Annotated in this window: 16 protein-coding genes and 2 pseudogenes; 12 read left to right on the top strand and 6 right to left on the bottom strand. The window is 73.3% G+C overall.

Annotated features, from left to right (window positions below; genetic code table 11):
- The 3 genes and pseudogenes from PV342_RS23510 to PV342_RS23500 form a co-directional block, all read left to right on the top strand.
- Positions 1-732, top strand: a pseudogene (locus PV342_RS23510) (UL36 very large tegument protein); the annotation flags it as partial.
- A 130-nt stretch (positions 733-862) separates the two neighbouring features.
- Complete coding sequence (locus tag PV342_RS23505) at positions 863-1,708, top strand: nitrilase-related carbon-nitrogen hydrolase (RefSeq protein ID WP_329184917.1); 846 nt, start codon at positions 863-865, stop codon at positions 1,706-1,708.
- A gap of 8 nt (positions 1,709-1,716) precedes the next feature.
- Complete coding sequence (locus PV342_RS23500; RefSeq protein WP_400796183.1) at positions 1,717-3,024, top strand: aspartate aminotransferase family protein; 1,308 nt, start codon at positions 1,717-1,719, stop codon at positions 3,022-3,024.
- Between the two features lie 56 nt (positions 3,025-3,080).
- On the opposite strand, the gene PV342_RS23495 is transcribed toward PV342_RS23500, so the two are convergent.
- Both PV342_RS23495 and PV342_RS23490 read right to left on the bottom strand, forming a co-directional pair.
- A complete protein-coding gene (locus PV342_RS23495) occupies positions 3,081-3,920 on the bottom strand; it encodes an endonuclease/exonuclease/phosphatase family protein (protein ID WP_500318608.1) in 840 nt (279 codons plus the stop codon).
- Positions 3,917-4,669 (bottom strand): hypothetical protein, encoded by a 753-nt coding sequence (locus PV342_RS23490; RefSeq protein WP_500318607.1) that lies wholly within the window; start codon positions 4,667-4,669, stop codon positions 3,917-3,919. The genes PV342_RS23495 and PV342_RS23490 overlap by 4 nt, the downstream gene beginning before the upstream one ends.
- Positions 4,670-4,962: 293 nt before the next feature.
- Between PV342_RS23490 and hydA the strand changes: the two genes are divergently transcribed.
- From hydA to PV342_RS23460, 6 genes are read left to right on the top strand one after another with little or no spacing between them, the layout of a single operon-like run.
- Entirely contained in the window at positions 4,963-6,369 is a 1,407-nt protein-coding gene (hydA, locus tag PV342_RS23485; RefSeq protein WP_500318606.1) for a dihydropyrimidinase, read from the top strand.
- A gap of 17 nt (positions 6,370-6,386) precedes the next feature.
- Positions 6,387-7,406, top strand: coding sequence for a TIGR03842 family LLM class F420-dependent oxidoreductase (locus tag PV342_RS23480; RefSeq protein ID WP_400796195.1), 1,020 nt, complete (start codon positions 6,387-6,389; stop codon positions 7,404-7,406).
- Between the two features lie 17 nt (positions 7,407-7,423).
- A complete protein-coding gene (locus PV342_RS23475; RefSeq protein WP_400796199.1) occupies positions 7,424-8,962 on the top strand; it encodes an NCS1 family nucleobase:cation symporter-1 in 1,539 nt (512 codons plus the stop codon).
- Between the two features lie 57 nt (positions 8,963-9,019).
- The gene (locus PV342_RS23470) at positions 9,020-9,838 is read left to right on the top strand and encodes an inositol monophosphatase family protein (protein WP_500318605.1); all 819 of its coding nucleotides are present in this window, start codon (positions 9,020-9,022) and stop codon (positions 9,836-9,838) included.
- The gene (locus PV342_RS23465) at positions 9,835-11,265 is read left to right on the top strand and encodes a phytoene desaturase family protein (protein WP_400796206.1); all 1,431 of its coding nucleotides are present in this window, start codon (positions 9,835-9,837) and stop codon (positions 11,263-11,265) included. Before PV342_RS23470 ends, PV342_RS23465 begins: the two co-directional genes overlap by 4 nt.
- 58 nt (positions 11,266-11,323) lie before the next feature.
- Positions 11,324-12,307 carry an aldo/keto reductase gene (locus PV342_RS23460; protein WP_400796209.1) on the top strand — a complete coding sequence of 328 codons (984 nt, stop codon included), beginning with the start codon at positions 11,324-11,326 and terminating at the stop codon, positions 12,305-12,307.
- Between the two features lie 61 nt (positions 12,308-12,368).
- Here the strand turns inward: PV342_RS23460 and PV342_RS23455 are convergent, their stop codons facing one another.
- Entirely contained in the window at positions 12,369-13,109 is a 741-nt protein-coding gene (locus PV342_RS23455; RefSeq protein ID WP_386986453.1) for an SIR2 family NAD-dependent protein deacylase, read from the bottom strand.
- Between the two features lie 173 nt (positions 13,110-13,282).
- On the opposite strand from PV342_RS23455, the pseudogene PV342_RS23450 reads away from it, so the two are divergent.
- Both PV342_RS23450 and PV342_RS23445 read left to right on the top strand, forming a co-directional pair.
- A pseudogene (locus PV342_RS23450) lies at positions 13,283-13,588 on the top strand (cupin domain-containing protein); the annotation flags it as partial.
- 104 nt (positions 13,589-13,692) lie between these two features.
- On the top strand, positions 13,693-14,205 hold the full coding sequence (locus PV342_RS23445; RefSeq protein ID WP_500318604.1) for a cupin domain-containing protein: 513 nt from the start codon (positions 13,693-13,695) through the stop codon (positions 14,203-14,205).
- Between the two features lie 133 nt (positions 14,206-14,338).
- On the opposite strand, the gene PV342_RS23440 is transcribed toward PV342_RS23445, so the two are convergent.
- Positions 14,339-15,118: a nucleotidyltransferase domain-containing protein gene (locus PV342_RS23440; protein ID WP_500318610.1), complete on the bottom strand. Its 780-nt coding sequence runs from the start codon at positions 15,116-15,118 to the stop codon at positions 14,339-14,341.
- Positions 15,119-15,198: 80 nt separating this feature from the next.
- On the opposite strand from PV342_RS23440, the gene PV342_RS23435 reads away from it, so the two are divergent.
- Positions 15,199-16,995, top strand: coding sequence for a gamma-glutamyltransferase family protein (locus PV342_RS23435; protein WP_500318603.1), 1,797 nt, complete (start codon positions 15,199-15,201; stop codon positions 16,993-16,995).
- On the opposite strand, the gene PV342_RS23430 is transcribed toward PV342_RS23435, so the two are convergent.
- Both PV342_RS23430 and PV342_RS23425 read right to left on the bottom strand, forming a co-directional pair.
- The gene (locus tag PV342_RS23430; protein WP_386986447.1) at positions 16,977-17,498 is read right to left on the bottom strand and encodes an NUDIX domain-containing protein; all 522 of its coding nucleotides are present in this window, start codon (positions 17,496-17,498) and stop codon (positions 16,977-16,979) included. The two genes, PV342_RS23435 and PV342_RS23430, sit on opposite strands and share 19 nt — an antisense overlap.
- Entirely contained in the window at positions 17,495-18,487 is a 993-nt protein-coding gene (locus tag PV342_RS23425) for a ketopantoate reductase family protein (RefSeq protein ID WP_400796222.1), read from the bottom strand. Before PV342_RS23425 ends, PV342_RS23430 begins: the two co-directional genes overlap by 4 nt.
- Positions 18,488-18,497 lie beyond the last annotated feature (10 nt).

Raw genomic sequence — 18,497 nt, 5'->3', positions numbered from 1 at the left:
CGGTACGGCGGCGCCCGCTTCGCCGGCGCACCCGAGGCCGAGGCGGCCGCGCTCCCCGTCGTGCCGCCCGTGGTCGCGGCGCCGGAGGGCGGCAGCGCCCCAGGTCCCCGCGGGGCGCGCTTCGCCGGCGCGGCGGGCCGGGACACACCTGGTACCCGCGAGGCCGGGCAGGCGCGCGGCGACGTCCGTGAGGCGCACGTCCGCAGGGAGGTCGCACGGATGGCCGCGGCACGCATGGCGGAGCTGCGCCGGACCGGCCGCACCGGCGAGGCGTACGTGCTGATGAGCGAGGCCGTGGCGGGCCCGCCCGAGGACATCCCCGAGCTCGCGGCCGCGCTGGAGCGGTCGGGGCTGGCCGCGGACGTGGCCACACTGCTGTGGGAGCTGGCAGCACAGCCCCCGCACCGTCTGGCGGCCGCCGCGACCGCCCTGGACTCGGCGGGCCGCGGCGACGACCGGCGGACCCTGCTGCACCAGGCGGCCGCCAGGCCCGCCGCCGAGGTCGCCGCGACCGCCTGGGCCCTTCTCGACGCCGGCCACCGGGACGCGGCGCTGAGCCTGCTGACCGCCCTCGTGCGCGCCCGCAGCCCGGAGGCGGCCGCCGGGATCGCCCGCGAGGGCGCCGGGCTCGTCGGCCCGCTCCTGGACGCGGCGGGGCTGGTGTCGGTCTCCAAACGCCGCGACGTGGCCGCCGCACTGCGCCGAGCGGGTCTGCCCGACCGCGAAATCTGATCGGCTTCGTTGAGTAACGGCGCCGGTATTGCCACAGTGGGCTGTGGGCTCTTACGTTCGTCCCAGCGCCGGATCTACGTGCGTAGACCAGCCCGCCCTTCCGGCGTGACCTCGCGTCAAAGGAGCTGTCATGCCCAATGTCGTACGCGCCGCGCTCGTCCAGGCGACGTGGACCGGTGACACCGAGTCGATGATCGCGAAGCACGAGGAGCACGCCCGCGAGGCGGCCGCGCGGGGCGCCCGGGTGATCGGCTTCCAGGAGGTGTTCAACTCCCCGTACTTCTGCCAGGTGCAGGAGGCCGAGAACTACCGGTGGGCCGAGCGGGTGCCGGACGGCCCGACCGTGCAGCGCATGCAGACCCTCGCCCGTGAGACGGGCATGGTGACGGTGGTGCCGGTCTACGAGATCGAGCAGGACGGCTTCTACTACAACACCGCCGCGGTGATCGACGCCGACGGCAGCTACCTCGGCAAGTACCGCAAGCACCACATTCCGCAGGTCAAGGGCTTCTGGGAGAAGTACTACTTCAAGCCCGGCAACCTGGGCTGGCCGGTGTTCGACACGGCCGTCGGCAAGGTCGGCGTCTACATCTGCTACGACCGCCACTTCCCCGAGGGATGGCGGGCGCTGGGCCTGGCCGGCGCGCAGCTGGTCTACAACCCCTCGGCGACCCACCGCGGGCTCTCCTCCTACCTGTGGCAGCTGGAGCAGCCGGCCGCGGCCGTCGCCAACGAGTACTTCGTCGCCGCCATCAACCGGGTCGGCCAGGAACCGGTCTACGGCGACAACGACTTCTACGGCACGTCCTACTTCGTCGACCCGCGGGGCCAGTTCGTGGGCGACGTCGCCTCCGACAAGGAGGAACAGCTGATCGTGCGTGACCTGGACTTCGACCTGATCCCCGCGGTGCGCCAGCAGTGGGCCTTCTACCGGGACCGCCGCCCTGACGCCTACGGCACCCTGACGGAGGCGTGAACACGTCCATGACCATCACCGAGAACCCGCACGCCGCGCTCCACTCCCGCCACCGGGCCGTGATGCCGCAGTGGCTCGCGACGTACTACCGGGAGCCCATCGAGATCACCCACGGCGAGGGCCGCCACGTCTGGGACGCCGAGGGACGCCAGTACCTCGACTTCTTCGGCGGCATCCTCACCACCATGACCGCCCACGCCCTGCCGGAGGTCACCGCGGCGATCCGCGAGCAGGCCGGGAGGATCCTGCACTCCTCCACGCTCTACCTGAGCTCCCAGGCCGTCGACCTCGCCGAGCGCATCGCCCGGCTGTCGGGCATCCCGGACGCCCGGGTCTTCTTCACCACCTCCGGCACCGAGGCGAACGACACCGCGCTGCTGCTCGCCACCACCTACCGGAAGTCCAACCAGATCCTGGCGCTGCGCAACAGCTACCACGGACGTTCCTTCTCCGCGATCGGCATCACCGGCAACACCTCCTGGTCGCCGACGAGCCTGTCACCGCTCCAGACGCTGTACGTGCACGGAGGCGTCCGCCACCGCGGCCCCTACGCGCACCTGTCCGACGCGGAGTTCACGGCCGCCTGCGTGGCGGACCTGGAGGACATCCTCGGCCAGGCCAACGGCCAGGTAGCCGCCCTGATCGCCGAACCGGTCCAGGGCGTCGGGGGCTTCACCTCGGGCCCGGACGGGCTGCTGGCCGCCTTCAAGCAGGTCCTCGACCGGCACGGCATCCTGTGGATCACGGACGAGGTGCAGACCGGCTGGGGCCGGACCGGTGAGCACTTCTGGGGCTGGCAGGCGCACGAGGGCTCCGGCCCGCCGGACATCCTGACCTTCGCCAAGGGCGTCGGCAACGGGCTGTCCATGGGCGGCGTCGTCGCCCGCGCCGAGGTGATGAACTGCCTCACCGCCAACTCCATCTCCACGTTCGGCGGCAGCCCCATCACCACGGCGGGCGCGCTGGCCAACCTCCAGTACCTCCTCGACCACGACCTGCAGGGCAACGCGCGGCGCGTGGGCGGTCTGCTCAGGTCGCGGCTGGAGGCCATCTCCGCAGGGCTCCCGGTGGTACGCGAGGTGCGCGGCCGCGGGCTGATGCTCGGCGTCGAACTGGCCTCGCCGGCCGCGGCCGGCGAGGTCCTCGAGGCGGCGCGTGAGGGCGGTCTGCTGATCGGCAAGGGCGGCCGGGCCGGCGACGCGCTGCGCATCGCCCCACCGCTCTCCCTGACCGTCGCCGAGGCGGAGGAGGGCGCCTCGATCCTGGAGGCGGCGCTCAAGCAGGCGCAGAGCGAGCTGGGCGACGGTCCCGCCTGACGGGACGTCACGGCAGCGGGTGGGCAGGGGCCTTGGCCCCCGCCCACCCGCCGCCGTCAGAGCTCCAGGTCGACGACGAGCGGCCGGTGGTCGGAGACCGGCACGGCGGGCGCCCTCGCGGAGCGCACGGCGGCCCGCCCGAGGCCCGCAGCCAGCACGTGGTCGAACTGCACGACGGGGCGGTGCGAGGGGTAGGTGCGCGTACGGGCGAGCGTCCGCCAGGCCCCGCCCAGCGCCAGCGGCGGCACCGGGCCCACCAGGTTGAGGTCGCCCAGGAGCAGGTGGGGCCGGGGCAGGCCGGCGATCCAGCGCCGGATCGCCACCAACTGGCCCACGTTCCAGCCGGGGACGAACGACAGGTGCACCGCGACCACCGTGAACGGCCCTCGCTCGCCCTCCAGGACGGCCGCCAGGGCGCAGCGCGGCTGGTCTGCCATCATCCGGAGCCCGGCGAGTCCGGGCACCCGCAGGGGCAGCCCCACGGGCGAGGGGGACAGCCGCCGGGCCCGCCACTCCCGTACGGGCAGCCGGGTGGCCAGGGCGATCCCGTGCGACGGCGGGCCGTCGCCCCGGGCCGCGTCCTTCGGCCCGTACACCCGCATCCCGGGTTCTGCCGGATCACGCACCCACCCCGTGCCCGGCACCGAGCGGCCGTGCGCCGCCGACGCGTAGCGCCAGTCCCGCGCGCCGGACGCCGCGGCGGCGGCCGCGGCCTGGTCCACCCGTCCGGACCGGACCTGGAAGCGGTCGAGCTCCTGCAGCGCGAGGACGTCGGCGTCCAGGGACGCGACGGCACGCGCGAGGGGTTCCCCCGCGGACTCGCCGCGGGGGAAGGGGGCCGGCCTGCCGTCACTGATCGGCAGACCGTGCAGCACGTTGAACGTCGCGAACCTCATGGGCCCGCCGCCCGCGGTCCGGTGGCGGCGGGAGAGGGCGCCGGGGCGCCGCCCCGCCGCCGTGGACGGCCGGGCCTGCGGAAGTGGGCGTATGGCGGGTACGCCTTGAAGGCGATGTCGAGTTCGGGCCCGCGCCGCCGGTCGCCGGACTCCAGCAGCATTGTGAGCCCCTCGACCAGGGCCATGTGCCCTTTCGTCACGCCCTTCTGACGCGGCCCCAGGCCGGCTGCCCGCGCCAGTGCCGTCGCGGCGAAGGAGAAGGTGCCGCGGCTGCCCACCAGGAACAGCGTCCGCGCGTGGCCGACCGGCCGCAGCCGGTCGCGGGAGTCCGCGTGGCCGCAGCGCTGCAACCAGGCGTCGGCGTCGCGCGCGGTGCGCGCCTCGTCCGTGCGGACGCTCAGGGGCACTCCGCCGGTCAGCCGGCGGCGCAGCCCGGGCCACTCGCTCACCCGCAGGCCCAGCGAGTGGTGGACGAGGACGAGGTCGACGCGGCCGCCGGCCGTCTCCAGGTACGCCTCCTCGTCCAGGGGGACGCCGCCGCGCAGCGGCACATGGACGACGGTGCGCCGCGAGTACGCCGCGAAGGCGAACAGCCCGGCCAGCGCCGAGAGCCCCGTATGGTCGCCGACCAGGAAGCCGTAGCCGGCCGGGTCGGTGAGGGCCGTGTGGCGCGGGGGATGCCAGGGCTGCACGATCCGGTGCTCCACCGGGCCGGTGCGCGGGCGGAAGTGACGCAGCCTCAGCCGCATGCGGGATCCTCCATGCGCCCATCGTCGCCGTGCCACCGCGGCCGGGGCAACGCGATTTCACACCTCGTCACCTACAGACCCGAACGCCCGGTTCATGGCATATTGTGAGCGTTCGCCGTAGGGGGGCTCGAAGTCGCAGCGATCGTCCCGTCGATGGAGAGCAGCGGTATTGCCACCGTGGGTGACCGGTCATACGTTTTCCACCATGGCGGGGTCTACGTGCGTAGAGCCGTTCCGACATGGCATCGAGGTTTCCGCGGACCCCGCCCTCAGCCATTGGAAGGAGTGGGAGCATGAGCCGCATCGTCATCCGGGGCGGACTGGTCGTCACCGCCGCGGAGGAGGTCCACGCCGACGTCCTCGTCGAGGGGGGCAGGGTCGCCGCCCTCGCGTCGCACGACTCCGACCCGGCACGGGGCTGGACCGCGTCCGCCGACCGCGTCATCGACGCGACCGGGAAGTACGTCATCCCGGGCGGCGTCGACGCGCACACCCACATGGAGCTGCCCTTCGGCGGCACCTTCGCCTCGGACACCTTCGAGACCGGCACCCGGGCCGCCGCCTGGGGCGGGACGACGACGATCGTGGACTTCGCCGTCCAGTCGGTCGGCGAGCCATTGCGCGCCGGACTCGACAGCTGGCACGCCAAGGCCGACGCCCAGTGCGCGATCGACTACGGCTTCCATATGATCCTCTCCGACGTCAACGAGGACACCCTCAAGGAGATGGACATCCTCGTCGAGGAGGGCGTCACCTCCTTCAAGCTGTTCATGGCCTACCCCGGCGTCTTCTACAGCGACGACGGCCGCATCCTGCGCGCCATGCAGCGCGGCGCCGACAACGGCGGGCTGATCATGATGCACGCCGAGAACGGCATCGCCATCGACGTCCTGGTCGAACAGGCCCTCGCCGCGGGCAGGACCGACCCCCGCTACCACGGCGAGGTACGGCACGCCCTCCTGGAGGCCGAGGCGACCCACCGCGCCATCCGGCTCGCCCAGGTCGCGGGCTCCCCGCTCTACGTCGTCCACGTCTCCGCCCAGCAGGCGGTCGAGCAGATCACCCTCGCCAGGGACGAGGGGCTGAACGTCTTCGGCGAGACGTGTCCGCAGTATCTGTTCCTGTCCACGGACAACCTCGCGGAGCCGGACTTCGAGGGGGCCAAGTACGTGTGCTCCACGCCGTTGCGGCCGAAGGAGCACCAGGCGGTCCTCTGGCGGGCCCTGCGGACCAACGACCTGCAGGTGGTGTCGACGGACCACTGCCCGTTCTGCTTCGTGGGGCAGAAGGAGCTGGGGCGGGGTGACTTCTCGAAGATCCCGAACGGTCTGCCGGGGGTGGAGAACCGGATGGACCTGCTGCACCAGGCCGTGGTGGACGGTCACATCAGCCGCCGCCGGTGGATCGAGATCGCCTGTGCGACGCCGGCGCGGATGTTCGGTCTCTACCCGCGCAAGGGCACCATCGCGCCGGGTGCGGACGCCGACATCGTGATCTACGACCCGGACGCGGAGCAGGTCGTGTCCGCCGCCACCCACCACATGAACGTCGACTACTCGGCCTACGAGGGCAAGCGGATCACCGGACGGGTCGAGACCGTCCTGTCCCGCGGCGAGCCCGTCATCGACGGCCGGGAGTACGTCGGACGCGCCGGCCACGGCCAGTACACCCCGCGCGGAACCTGCCAGTACCTCGTCTGAGAAAGGTGCGTGGACCCATGGACTTCGGACTCGTCCTGCAGACGGACCCGCCCGCCGCGGGGGTCGTGGAGCTGATGCGGCGCGCCGAGCGCAACGGCTTCACCCACGGCTGGACGTTCGACTCGACCGTGCTGTGGCAGGAGCCGTTCGTCATCTACAGCCAGATCCTGGCGAACACCGAACGGATGGTCGTCGGCTCCATGGTCACCAATCCGGGCACCCGTACCTGGGAGGTGACCGCCTCCACCTTCGCCACGCTCAACGAGATGTTCGGCAACCGGACGATCTGCGGCATCGGCCGGGGCGACTCGGCGATGCGCGTGGCCGGCCGCAAGCCCAACACCCTCGCGCGCATCGAGGAGGCGATGCACGTCATCCGCGAGCTCGCCGAGGGCCGCGAGGCCGACCTCGGCGGCACGGTCGTCCGCATCCCCTGGATCAATGAGGGGGCGAGGCTGCCGGTGTGGATGGCGGCGTACGGGCCGAAGGCGCTGGCGATCGCCGGGGCGAAGGCGGACGGGTTCATCCTGCAGCTCGCCGACGTCTATCTGACGGAGTGGATGGTCAAGGCGGTCAGGGAGGCCGCGGCCGCCGCCGGACGTGACCCAGCCGAGGTGAAGGTGTGCGTGGCGGCTCCGGCGTACGTCACCGAGGACGACTCCCCGCAGGCGCTGGCCCACGCCCGCGAGCAGTGCCGCTGGTTCGGCGGCATGGTCGGCAACCACGTCGCCGACCTGGTGTCCAGGTACGGGGAGCACTCCGCCTCGGTGCCCGACGCACTCACCGACTACATCAAGGCCCGCCAGGGCTACGACTACTCGCACCACGGCCGGTCGGGGAACCCCGACACCGCGTTCGTCCCCGACGAGATCGTCGACCGCTTCTGCCTCCTGGGCACCCCCGAGCGCCACGTCGAGAAGCTGCGCGCCCTGGAGGCCCTCGGCGTCGACCAGTTCGCGGTCTACGACATGCACGACGCCAAGGAGTCCACCATCGACGCCTACGGCTCCGCCGTCATCCCCGTACTCCGCGGCTGAGGGGGAGCACCGCGCCCATGCCGGCCCCCACGCCGCCCGCTCAGATCACGCACCCCGACGGCCGCGTCGAGCTCCGCCTCGACGCGGCCGTCCCGCACGGCCCGTACGCCAACCAGGACCTGCTGCCTATCCCCATCGCCAAACGGCACTGGACCACCTACAACTTCACCGCGCTGTGGGTCGGGATGGCGCACAACATCCCGTCCTGGACCCTCGCCTCCGGCCTGGTCGCCCTCGGCATGGACTGGAAGCAGGCGGTGCTCACCATCGCCCTCGCCAACGTCATCGTGCTGGTCCCGATGCTGCTCACCGGCCACGCGGGCCCCAAGTACGGCATCCCCTTCCCGGTGCTGGCGCGTTCCTCGTTCGGGGTGCGCGGCGCGAACCTTCCGGCGCTGCTGCGCGCCGCCGTGGCCTGCGCCTGGTTCGGCATCCAGACCTGGATCGGCGGCCAGGGCATCTTCGTGCTGCTGGGCAAGATCTGGGGCGGCTGGGCGGGCGCCGCGCACGTGGCGGGCTACCCGTGGACGCTGTGGGTCTGCTTCCTCGCCTTCTGGGCGCTGGAACTCGCCATCATCTACCGGGGCATGGAGACGCTGCGCCGCTTCGAGAACTGGGCCGCGCCCTTCGTCATCGTCGGGGCCGTCGTCCTGCTGGTCTGGATGACGAACAAGGCGGGCGGCCTCGGCCACCTGCTGGACCAGCCCTCGGAACTGGGCTGGGGCGGGGACTTCTGGAAGGTCTTCTTCCCCGCCCTCATGGGCATGATCGGCTTCTGGTCGACGCTCTCCCTCAACATCCCCGACTTCACCCGCTTCGGGGCCGGGCAGCGTGCCCAGGTGTGGGGCCAGACGCTCGGCCTGCCGACCACGATGACCCTCTTCGCTGTCCTGTCGGTGCTCGTCACCTCCGGCTCCCAGGCGGTCTACGGCGAGGCCATCTGGGATCCGGTCGAACTGGCCGGCAAGACCGACAACGTCCTCGGGCTGCTCTACGCCCTGGTCACGGTGCTGGTGGCCACCCTCAGCGTCAACATCGCGGCCAACGTGGTCTCTCCGGCGTACGACCTGTCCAACCTCGCGCCCCGGCACGTCGACTTCCGCACCGGCGCCCTGATCACCGGCGTCGTCGGGGTGCTGATCTTCCCCTGGAAACTGACCTCCACCCCCGAGCTGTACATCTTCACCTGGCTGGGTGTGGTGGGCGGCGTCCTCGGCACCGTGGCCGGCGTCCTCATCGCCGACTACTGGGTCGTGCGGCGCACGCACTTGGCGCTGCCGGAGCTGTACGAGGCGGGTGCCGGGCGCTACTGGTACCGCCGTGGCTGGAACTGGCGGGCGGTGCTCGCCCTCTTCGTGGGCGGTCTGCTGGCGGTCGGCGGCTCGTACTCCACCGTCGACGCCGAGGGCCGCAAGCAGGGGCCGTTCCCCGTCGACGGGCTGATCCCGCTGCTGAAGCCCCTCGCGGACTACGGCTGGGCGGTGGGCCTGGTCACCTCGTTCGTGCTGTACACCGCCCTGATGCGGAGGGCGGGACCCGCCGCGCGGACGGCGTGAACCCGCCAAAGCCACGGCGGGTGCGCGGCGCCGCGGCCGATCTGGTCTGATGGAGGAGTGATCGATGACGCACTCTTCAAGGCGGTCGAGGACACCGTGCGCGCGGCCGCCGAGGCGGAGGTCGTGCCGCGCTGGCGTCAGCTGAGCGCCGCCGACATCAGCCACAAGACCGGACCGGGGGACCTGGTCACCGTCGCCGACCGCGAGGCGGAACTGCGGCTCGCCGAGGAGCTTCCGGCGCTGCTGCCGGGCTCCGTCGTGGTGGGGGAGGAGGCCGTGCACGCGGCCCCGGGCATCCTGCGCCGCATCGGCGGCGACGACCCGGTGTGGATCGTCGACCCCGTGGACGGCACCGCCAACTTCGTCGCCGGCAGGCCCGAGTTCGCCACGCTCGTCGCCCTCGCCCGCGGCGGCGAAGTCCATGCCTCCTGGACGTACGTGCCGCGCCTGGGCCTGATGGCCACGGCCCGGCTGGGCGGCGGAGCGCTCCTCAACGGCGAGCCGATCCGCACCGCGCACGACGCCGACGGGTCCGCGCTCAAGGTGGCCACCTCGCAGTTCGCCTTCCTCGACGAACAGGAGCGGCGCCGCTTCGAGGGCCTCGGCACCGACGGCCTCGAGACCCGCCAGTGCACCTGCGCCGGGCTGGACTACCTGGAGGTCGCCCGGGGCGCCATCGACGCCGTCGCCTTCACCTGGGAGTCGCCCTGGGACCACGCGGCCGGCCTGCTGCTGGTCGCCGAGGCGGGCGGGGCCAGCGTCACCGCCGAGGGCGTGCCCTTCCGGATCGGCGGCGGCAACGCCTTCCCGTTCTCCGTGGCGCGCGACGAGGCGACCGCGCGACGGGTCGTCGACCTCATGGCGGGTGACCGATGAGCAGGGCACACGTCACGGACGTCATCGTCGTCGGCGGCGGACCCAACGGCCTGACCGCCGCGGTCGAACTCGCCCGCGCCGGTTACTCCGTGGAGCTCTTCGAGGCCGCCGACCACGTCGGCGGCGGCGCGCGCACCGAGGAACTGACCCTGCCGGGCTTCCGCCACGACCCCTGCTCCGCCGTGCACCCGCTCGGCGCGGGCTCGCCCGCGTTCAACGCGATGCCGCTCGCCGAGCACGGACTGCACTGGCTCCACCCGGAGCTGCCGCTCGCGCACCCCTTCGACGACGGCACCGCGGCGGTCCTGGACCGCACCGTCGGCGCGACCGCCGCCTCGCTCGGACCGCGCGACGCGGGCACCTACCGCCGGCTCCTGGCCCCCTACGTCGGCCGCTGGGACACCCTCGCCCACGACTTCCTGCGCCCCCAGTGGAGGGGACTGCCGCGCGACCCGCTGCGCTTCGCGAGCTTCGGGCTCACCGGGCTGCCGCCGGTGGCCGTGCTCGCCCGGCTGTTCCGCGACGAGAAGGCGCGCGGCCTGCTGGCCGGTCTCGCCGCCCATGCCATCGCACCGCTGACCAGCCCGCTCACCGGCGCGACGGCGCTGATGTTCGCCGTCTCCGGCCACGAGGTGGGCTGGCCGGTCCCGCGCGGCGGCTCCCAGTCGCTCGCCGACGCCCTCGCCTCCTACCTGCGGCAGCTCGGCGGCACCATCCACACCGGCGTCCTGGTCCGCAAGCTCGACGAGCTGCCGCCGGCCCGCGCGTACGTCTTCGACACCTCGCCGACCGCGCTGGCGCGCATCGCCGGGCTCGGCGACGCGTACCGGAACTACCGCTACGGACCCGCGGTCTGGAAGATCGACTACGCCCTCGACGGCCCCGTGCCCTGGACCGCCACCGAGCCCCGGCGGGCCGGCACCGTGCACATCGGGCCGACCTTCGCGGAGATCGGCGACGCCCTGAACCGGGCGGTGCGCGGCCGCCCGCCGCAGACGCCGTTCCTCATCACCGCCCAGCCCACGGTCGTCGACCCGGGGCGCGCCCCCGAGGGCAAGCATGTCTTCTGGGTGTACGGACACGTGCCCAACGGCTGGCGCGGCGACGCCACCGAGGCCGTCGAGCGGCAGATCGAGCGCTTCGCCCCCGGTTTCCGGGATCTCGTCCTCGCCCGGGCGGTCAGCGGGCCGGCCGAACTCGCCGCCCGCAACGAGAACTACGTCGGCGGCGACATCGGCAGCGGTGCCTTCGCCGGCCTGCAGACGGCCTTCCGCCCCAAGGTGAGGTGGAACCCGTACGCCACCTCGCGCCCCGGGGTCTTCCTGTGCTCCTCCGCCAGCCCGCCCGGCCCCGGCGTCCACGGCATGTCGGGCCACCACGCGGCCCGCGCCGTCCGCCGCCACCTGGCAGGGGCCGGCCGCCGCTAGCCGCCGCCCCGCTGCCCCGTCGGCTGGGGCCGACGGGGCAGCGACTAGCATCGAAGGCATGGAGCAGCGCGTATTGGGCAGGACGGGCCGCAAGGTGTCCGTCGTGGGTCTCGGCACCTGGCAGCTGGGCGCCGACTGGGGCGAGGTCCGCGAGGAGGACGCACTCGCCGTCCTCGACGCGGCCGTGGCGGAGGGCGTGACCCTCTTCGACACGGCGGACGTCTACGGCGACGGACGCAGCGAGCAGCTGATCGGCCGCTATCTGCGGGAGCGCCCGGACGCCGGGATCTTCGTCGCCACGAAGATGGGCCGCCGGGTCGCCCAGGTCCCCGAGAACTACGTCCTGGACAACTTCCGTGCCTGGAACGATCGTTCCAGGGCCAACCTGGGCGTCGACACCCTCGACCTCGTGCAGCTGCACTGCCCGCCGACCGCCGTCTACTCCTCGGACGCCGTCTTCGACGCCCTCGACACCCTCGTCGAGGAGCAGCGCATCGCGGCCTACGCCGTCAGCGTCGAGACCTGCGAGGAGGCGCTGACCGCGATCGCCCGCCCGGGCGTCGCCAGCGTGCAGATCATCCTCAACGCCTTGCGGCTCAAGCCCCTGGAGCAGGTCCTGCCGGCCGCCGCCGAGGCCGGCGTGGGCATCATCGCCCGCGTCCCCCTCGCCTCCGGTCTGCTGTCCGGCCGCTACACCAAGGACACGGTCTTCCCGGCCGACGACCACCGCACCTACAACCGGCACGGCGAGGCCTTCGACCAGGGCGAGACCTTCTCCGGCGTCGACTACGCGACCGGCCTGGAGGCCGCCGCCGAGTTCGCCGCCCTCACCCCGGAGGGCGCGACCCCGGCCCAGATCGCGCTGCGCTGGATCATCCAGCAGCCCGGCGTCACCACGGTGATCCCCGGCGCCCGCTCCGTCGAGCAGGCCCGTGCCAACGCCGAGGCCGCCGCCCTGCCGCCGCTGCCGCAGAGCACGCTGGACGCCGTCCGCGACCTGTACGACCGGAGCATCCGCGCCCAGGTCCACCACCGCTGGTAGTCGCGGCGCAGGACCTGCCGTGAGCCGTGCCCCCGGGCGATGCCGTCCGGGGGCACCCGCGTCAGCCGGTCGCGGCCTGCCGGGCGATCCCGTCCAGGAGCGCGGGCAGTGAGCTCCCGATCGGCTCGCGCACCAGCTCGTCCGCGATCTCGTCGTACGGCGTCGGCTCGGCGTTGACGATCACCAGACGCGCGCCGTGCTCCGCCGCCATCCCGGCGAGCGACGCGGCGGGCTGCACCTGCAGGCTGGTGCCGACCGCGACGAGGACCGTGCACCCCTTGGCGATGGCCATCGCGTTGCCCAGGACCACCGGATCCAGCCGCTGTCCGAACATCACGGTCGCCGACTTCAGGATCCCGCCGCACTTCCCGCACGCGGGATCCGGCTCGCCCGCCCGGACCCGCGCCAGGGCCTCGTCCATGGACGAACGGTCGTGGCACCGCGTGCACACCACGGCACGGGCCGTGCCGTGCAGTTCCAGCACCTTGCGCTCCGGCAGCCCCGCCATCTGGTGCAGACCGTCGATGTTCTGCGTGATCACGCGCACCGGCACCCCCGACCGCTCCAGCCGGACGATCGCCTCGTGCGCGGCATTGGGCCGCGCCTCCAGCGCCGCGCTGTCCATGCGCATCCGCCACGACCGGCGGCGCACATCGGGGTCGGCCATGTAGTGCTCGTACGTCACGAGCTTCTCGGCCTCCGGATCGCGCCGCCACAGCCCGTTCGGACCGCGGTAGTCCGGGATGCCGGAATCGGTCGAGATACCTGCGCCACTGAGAATGGCTACGAGAGGCCTGGACATGAGCCGAGAGTAGGACGCCCGCAGCCCCCGGAGCGAACGGATATCGCGCCGCGCGTCACGCGCCGCCCGTCCCCGCCGGCCCTCGCCGCACGTACGGTCACCTGCGATCTTGTCTCGATTAACAGTCGTCGAAAACAGTCTCGTAGCACTGGACCTAGCAGGGAAAGGCGACCATGAAGCAGTCAGCAGAGGTCTCGCGAGCTCCCCGATCCTTGAGTGTTCACCGAGGGGACTCCCTGGAGTTCGCCGAGTCGCACCCGAGCGAGCCCGGCAAGGGCGTCCGTGTGGCGCACTTCCTCGGCCCGGACGATGGCGCCGGTCATCTGTCGATCGCGATCGTCGAACTCGAGCCCGGTGGCCACGTCGTCGGACACCGGCACCCGTTCGAGGAGTCGTACTTCGTCCTGGAGGGCAACCCGCTGCTCGCGGTCGCCGACCGCCGCTACGCCCTGCGTCCGCACGACTTCGGCCTCGTGCCCCACGCCGTCGGCCACGCGTGGAGCAACCCGACCGATCAGCGGGTGCGCATGCTGCGCGTGCACGCTCCCCAGCCGCGCCCATCGACGGCAGGGGGACGTGGGGGGTGTTCGATGCGCCCGAGACGCAAGTGCCCGCACAGGGCGTGCCCGTCGACGAACTCGACCCGGCCAAGCCGTACGCCGGTCACTTCGACCAGGCGGACATGGCGCCGCCCGGGTCCATCTCCATGCCGGGTTACCACGGCGCGAACGTGCAGAACGTCCAGATCCGCATGATGGTGGACGACCTCCTCGGGGCGCGTCACCATGCGATGTTCATCGTCCAGTTCACGCCCGGCGTCGTCGACAACGCTCCTCTCAAGACCGCGAAGGAGCACTTCCACCCGTTCGAGGAGATCTACTACCTGATCTCCGGCCAGGCGCGGTCCTTCTGCGACGGCGAGCAGGACCTGGCCGGGGCCGGCGACCTCGTCTTCGCGCCCGTCGGCGCGTCCCACGGCTTCGCGGCGCTGGGCACGGAGCCCCTGTGCTGGATCGAGGTGCAGTCGCCGATGCCGCCGGCGAGCGGCGGATTCACCTTCCACAACGACTGGTCGCGGCAGACCAGCATCGGGTGACCGTCCTCGCCGCGCGCGAGACGGGTCCGCGGGGAGGGCGTCGCCGGTTCCGCGTCCTCCCCCGGGGCCGCGGCGGGCCGCGGGCGGCTGTCCGGCCGCCGCGCGGGGCTCCTCCCGGGATTCCGGCCCGGGGTCAGCCCAGCGCCGCCCGGACTTGGGCGACCAGCGCCGACGCGTCCTCCACCGCCGCCACCGGGTCGCCGAGGCCCGCCAGCACCCCCTCGGCGCGGGCCCGGAAGCCGGGCGGGGTGTCCGGGAGGGCGCTCGCGGCGGCGAGGGCCCCCTTCTCGTTCAGGCACCACACGCGGTGGTGGGCGTGGAGCGACTGCGTGAGCACCCCCACCGCCCGCGACAGGCACAGCGCCGCGTGCAGGACGTCCCCGGCACCCGCGGACTTGCGGGCGTTCACCACGAGGAAGTCCGCCTCCCAGGACGCCCCGACGAGCGCCTCGCGCAGCGGCTCCGGGTAGACCAGCGTGCCCTCGCGCAGCGCGGCCAGCTCGCCCGCCGGATCGGTCAGGACACGGCCCAGGGCCACCTCGCCGGCGTACACCGGGGACCAGAAGCCCAGCGGATGGCCTGCCTGGACGCCCACCTCGTAGCGGCCGGCGCGGCAGTCGTCCCACACCCGCCGCACCCGGTCCAGGTCCCGCAGGATCCAGTCGACCTGCAGGCCGTCGACGCGCAGCCACGCCCCGCCGTTCACCCAGGGCCCCCAGCCGCCGGGGCCGGCGATCTCCACCGGCCCGCCCGTCGCCTCGGCGGCGAGCGCGGCGAGCGCATCCAGGTCCGGTTCCCCGCGGTAGTACACGCCGAGGTCCCAGTCGGAGCCGGGGCGGTGCGTACCGCGCGCCCGGCTGCCGCCGAGCATCACCGCGACGACACCGGGGACCCGGGCGAGAGCCCGCGCCATGGAGGAGACAGGGGGTACGTGTTCAGGCTCGGGGGGCACCGTGCGAGTGTAGGAGTACCCCCCGCGCGAGGAGCACCGAATTGTTCACGACCCGGCCCACCCTCCAGGGCACCTTCGGCATGGCCTCCTCCACGCACTGGCTCGCCTCGCAGTCGGCGATGGCCGTGCTGGAGAGCGGCGGCAACGCCTACGACGCGGCGGTGGCCGCCGGGTTCGTCCTGCACGTGGTCGAGCCGCACCTCAACGGACCCGCGGGCGAGGTGCCGATCATCGTCGCGCCCGCCGGCGGTCCCGTGCGCGTGCTCAGCGGCCAGGGCCCCGCCCCGGCCGGGGCGAGCGTGGACCACTACCGCGCGCTGGGCCTAAAGTTCGTCCCCGGCACCGGTCCGCTCGCGGCCGCCGTGCCCGGTGCCTTCGACGCGTGGATGGTGCTGCTGCGCGACCACGGCACCAAGCCGCTCGCGGACGTGCTCTCCTACGCCATCGGCTACGCCGAGCAGGGCCATCCCGCGGTGGAGGCGGTCGGCGCCACCGTCGGTTCCGTGCAGGCGCTGTTCGAGACGGAATGGACCACCTCGGCCGAGCTGTACCTGGCCGACGGCCGTCCGCCCCGTCCGGGCGCCCTGCTGCGCAACCCCGGTCTGGCCGCCACCTGGCGGCGGTTGCTGCGGGAGGCGGAGACCGCAGGCAGCGGCCGGGAGGCGCAGATCGAGGCGGCCCGCAGGGTGTGGCGCGAGGGCTTCATCGGCGAGGCGCTGGCCACCTTCGCCGCCCGTCCCGCGATGGACACCACCGGCGAGCGCCACGCCTCCACCCTGACCGGGGACGACCTCGTCGCGTACGAGGCCCGCCACGAGGACCCGGTGACCTTCGACTGGAACGGCTGGACGGTCTGCAAGGCGGGAGCCTGGAGCCAGGGCCCCGCCTTCCTGCAGCAACTGGCCCTGCTGCCGGACCCCGCCGACCTGGAGTACGGCACCGCCGACTACGTGCACACCTTGGTCGAGGGCACCAAGCTCGCGATGGCCGACCGCGAGGCCTGGTACGGCGACGCCGAGGACGGCGTCCCCCTCGCCGAACTGCTCTCCCCCGCCTACAACGACGCGCGGCGCGCCCTGGTCGACCCGGCCAAGGCCTCCCACGAGCTGCGCCCCGGCAGCCCCGGCGGCCGCACGCCGCGGCTGCCCCGCTTCCCGCTCCACGACCCGACGGCGGCACCCGACTTCGACGCCATGGGGGTAGGAGAGCCGACCGTCGCCCACAACGGCGCGACCCGCGGCGACACCTGCCACCTCGACGTCGTCGACCGCTGGGGCAACATGGTCGCCGCCACCCCCAGCGGCGGGTGGCTGCAGTCCAACCCGGTGGTGCCCGGGCTCGGCTTCCCGCTCGGCACCCGCCTGCAGATGACCTGGCTGGAGCCCGGCCTGCCGAACTCCCTGACCCCGGGCCGCCGTCCGCGCACCACGCTCACCCCCTCGCTCGCGCTGCGCGACGGCGTGCCCGTGATGGCCTTCGGCACGCCGGGCGGAGACCAGCAGGACCAGTGGTCGCTGCACTTCTTCCTGGGTGTCGCCCTGCGCGCCCCCGTCCGGGGCGGCCTCGATCTCCAGGGCGCCATCGACGCGCCCAACTGGCACAACGACAGCTTCCCGAGCTCCTTCCACCCGCGGGAGATGCGGCCGGGCAGCCTCACCGTGGAGAGCCGCTTCGAGGAGTCCGTCATCGCCGGGCTGCGAGGCCGCGGCCACGACGTCACCGTCTCCGCCCCCTGGTCCGAGGGCAGGCTGTGCGCCGTGGCCCGCGACCCGGAGACCGGTGTGCTGTCCTCCGCCGCCAACCCCCGCGGGATGCAGGGCTACGCGGTGGGCCGCTGACCGATCGCGGGAGGACGGCCGTTGACCAGCTCGACGGGGCAGGCGCCGTCCTCCAGCGCGGCCAGAGCGGCACGGACCCGCCGGTAGAGGCCGGGGGAGAGGTACTCCTCGGCCTCCTCGGGCGTCGCCATCCGCCAGGCGGACAGCTCCTCCTCCTGCAGTACGATCGCGCCGAGCGCGGCCTCGTCGAGCACCCCGCCGTCGTACATGTACGAGGTCAGCGGCGGCCGCCCCGACGGCCCCTGCACCCAGTCGACGGTGAGCAGGACGCCCGGCTCGACGTCCAGTCCGACCTCCTCCAGGGTCTCCCGGCGCGCCGCCTCGCGGGGCGTCTCCCCGTCGGCCGACTCGATGGTGCCGCCGGGCAGCACCCACTTGCCGTCCTCGCGGTAGGTGGTCTCGGCGATCAGGATGCGGCCCCCGGCGTCGCGGAAGAGCGTGCTGGCCCCGGCGAGGACCTTGGGCAGGCTGTCGATGTACGCGGAGAAATCGGTGGTGGTCACGCGCCCCAACCTACGGGGTTGCGGCCCTCGACGGCGGCGGCCACCTGCGCCGGCTCCAGGCCTCCGGGGGCGCGGCGGTCGCGTGCCGCGCGGTTCGCGAGCCGCCGCAGCGTCTCGTTGACCGGCACGGGTATTCCGTGGAGCCGTCCGAGGAGCACGATCTCGCCGTTGAGCCAGTCCGCCTCGACGCTCCCGGTGCCCCGGGTCAGGCTCTGCCAGGACGAGCCGCCGCCCCGGGCGAAGCCGTCGACCGGCCGCAGGCTCACCAGGTCCCCGCGCACCGCCGCCTGCTCCTCGACGCCCGCGTACGGGATGCCGGCGGCGTCGAGCACCGCAGTGCCCTCCGCCTTCGCCCGGTCGAGGAGTCCGGCGGCCGTCTCGTCCCAGCCGCCGCACAGGGCCTCGACGGCGTTGCCGAGGTTCGACAGCAGTTTGGCGTACTTCCAGCGCATCACGTCGGGCACGACCGGGGCCGCGAAGGAGGACTTCTCCAGGTCCGCGGAGACGGCCCGCGCCAGGTCGTCCGTCCCGTGCGGGTAGCGGCCCAGGTGGAGGATCCCGGTCAGCGGCCCGCAGGGGGCGACCACCTCACCGGGCTCGAGGTGGGTCGACGGCAGCCACACGCACATCCCGTACACGTCGCGGAAACGGCGCAGTGCCATGCGTTCGTTGGCCACGCCGTTCTGGGCGCAGACGACTGGCAGACGGTCCGCGACCGGGGCCCAGGCGTCGAGCGCGGCCTGCGTGTCCTGCGTCTTGACCGCCAGCACCAGCACGTCGTCCGCCCGGAGGGACAGCTCCCCCGGACCGGCGGCCACCGGGACGCGCAGCTTCTGCGTCCCGTCCGGCGTCCGCAGCGTGAGCCCGCGGTCGCGCAGCGCCTCCAGGTGCGCTCCCCGCGCGACCAGGACGACCTCGTGACCGCTCTCGTGCAGCCGTCCGCCGATCGTCGCGCCGACCGCGCCCGCTCCCACAACGATGTATCGCACACGTGAGACC

The organism is Streptomyces sp. PA03-3a, assembly GCF_033792735.1.
GTDB lineage: Bacteria > Actinomycetota > Actinomycetes > Streptomycetales > Streptomycetaceae > Actinacidiphila.
Note: the sequence above shows the minus strand (reverse complement) of the source record. Positions and strands in the feature narration are given on the sequence as shown.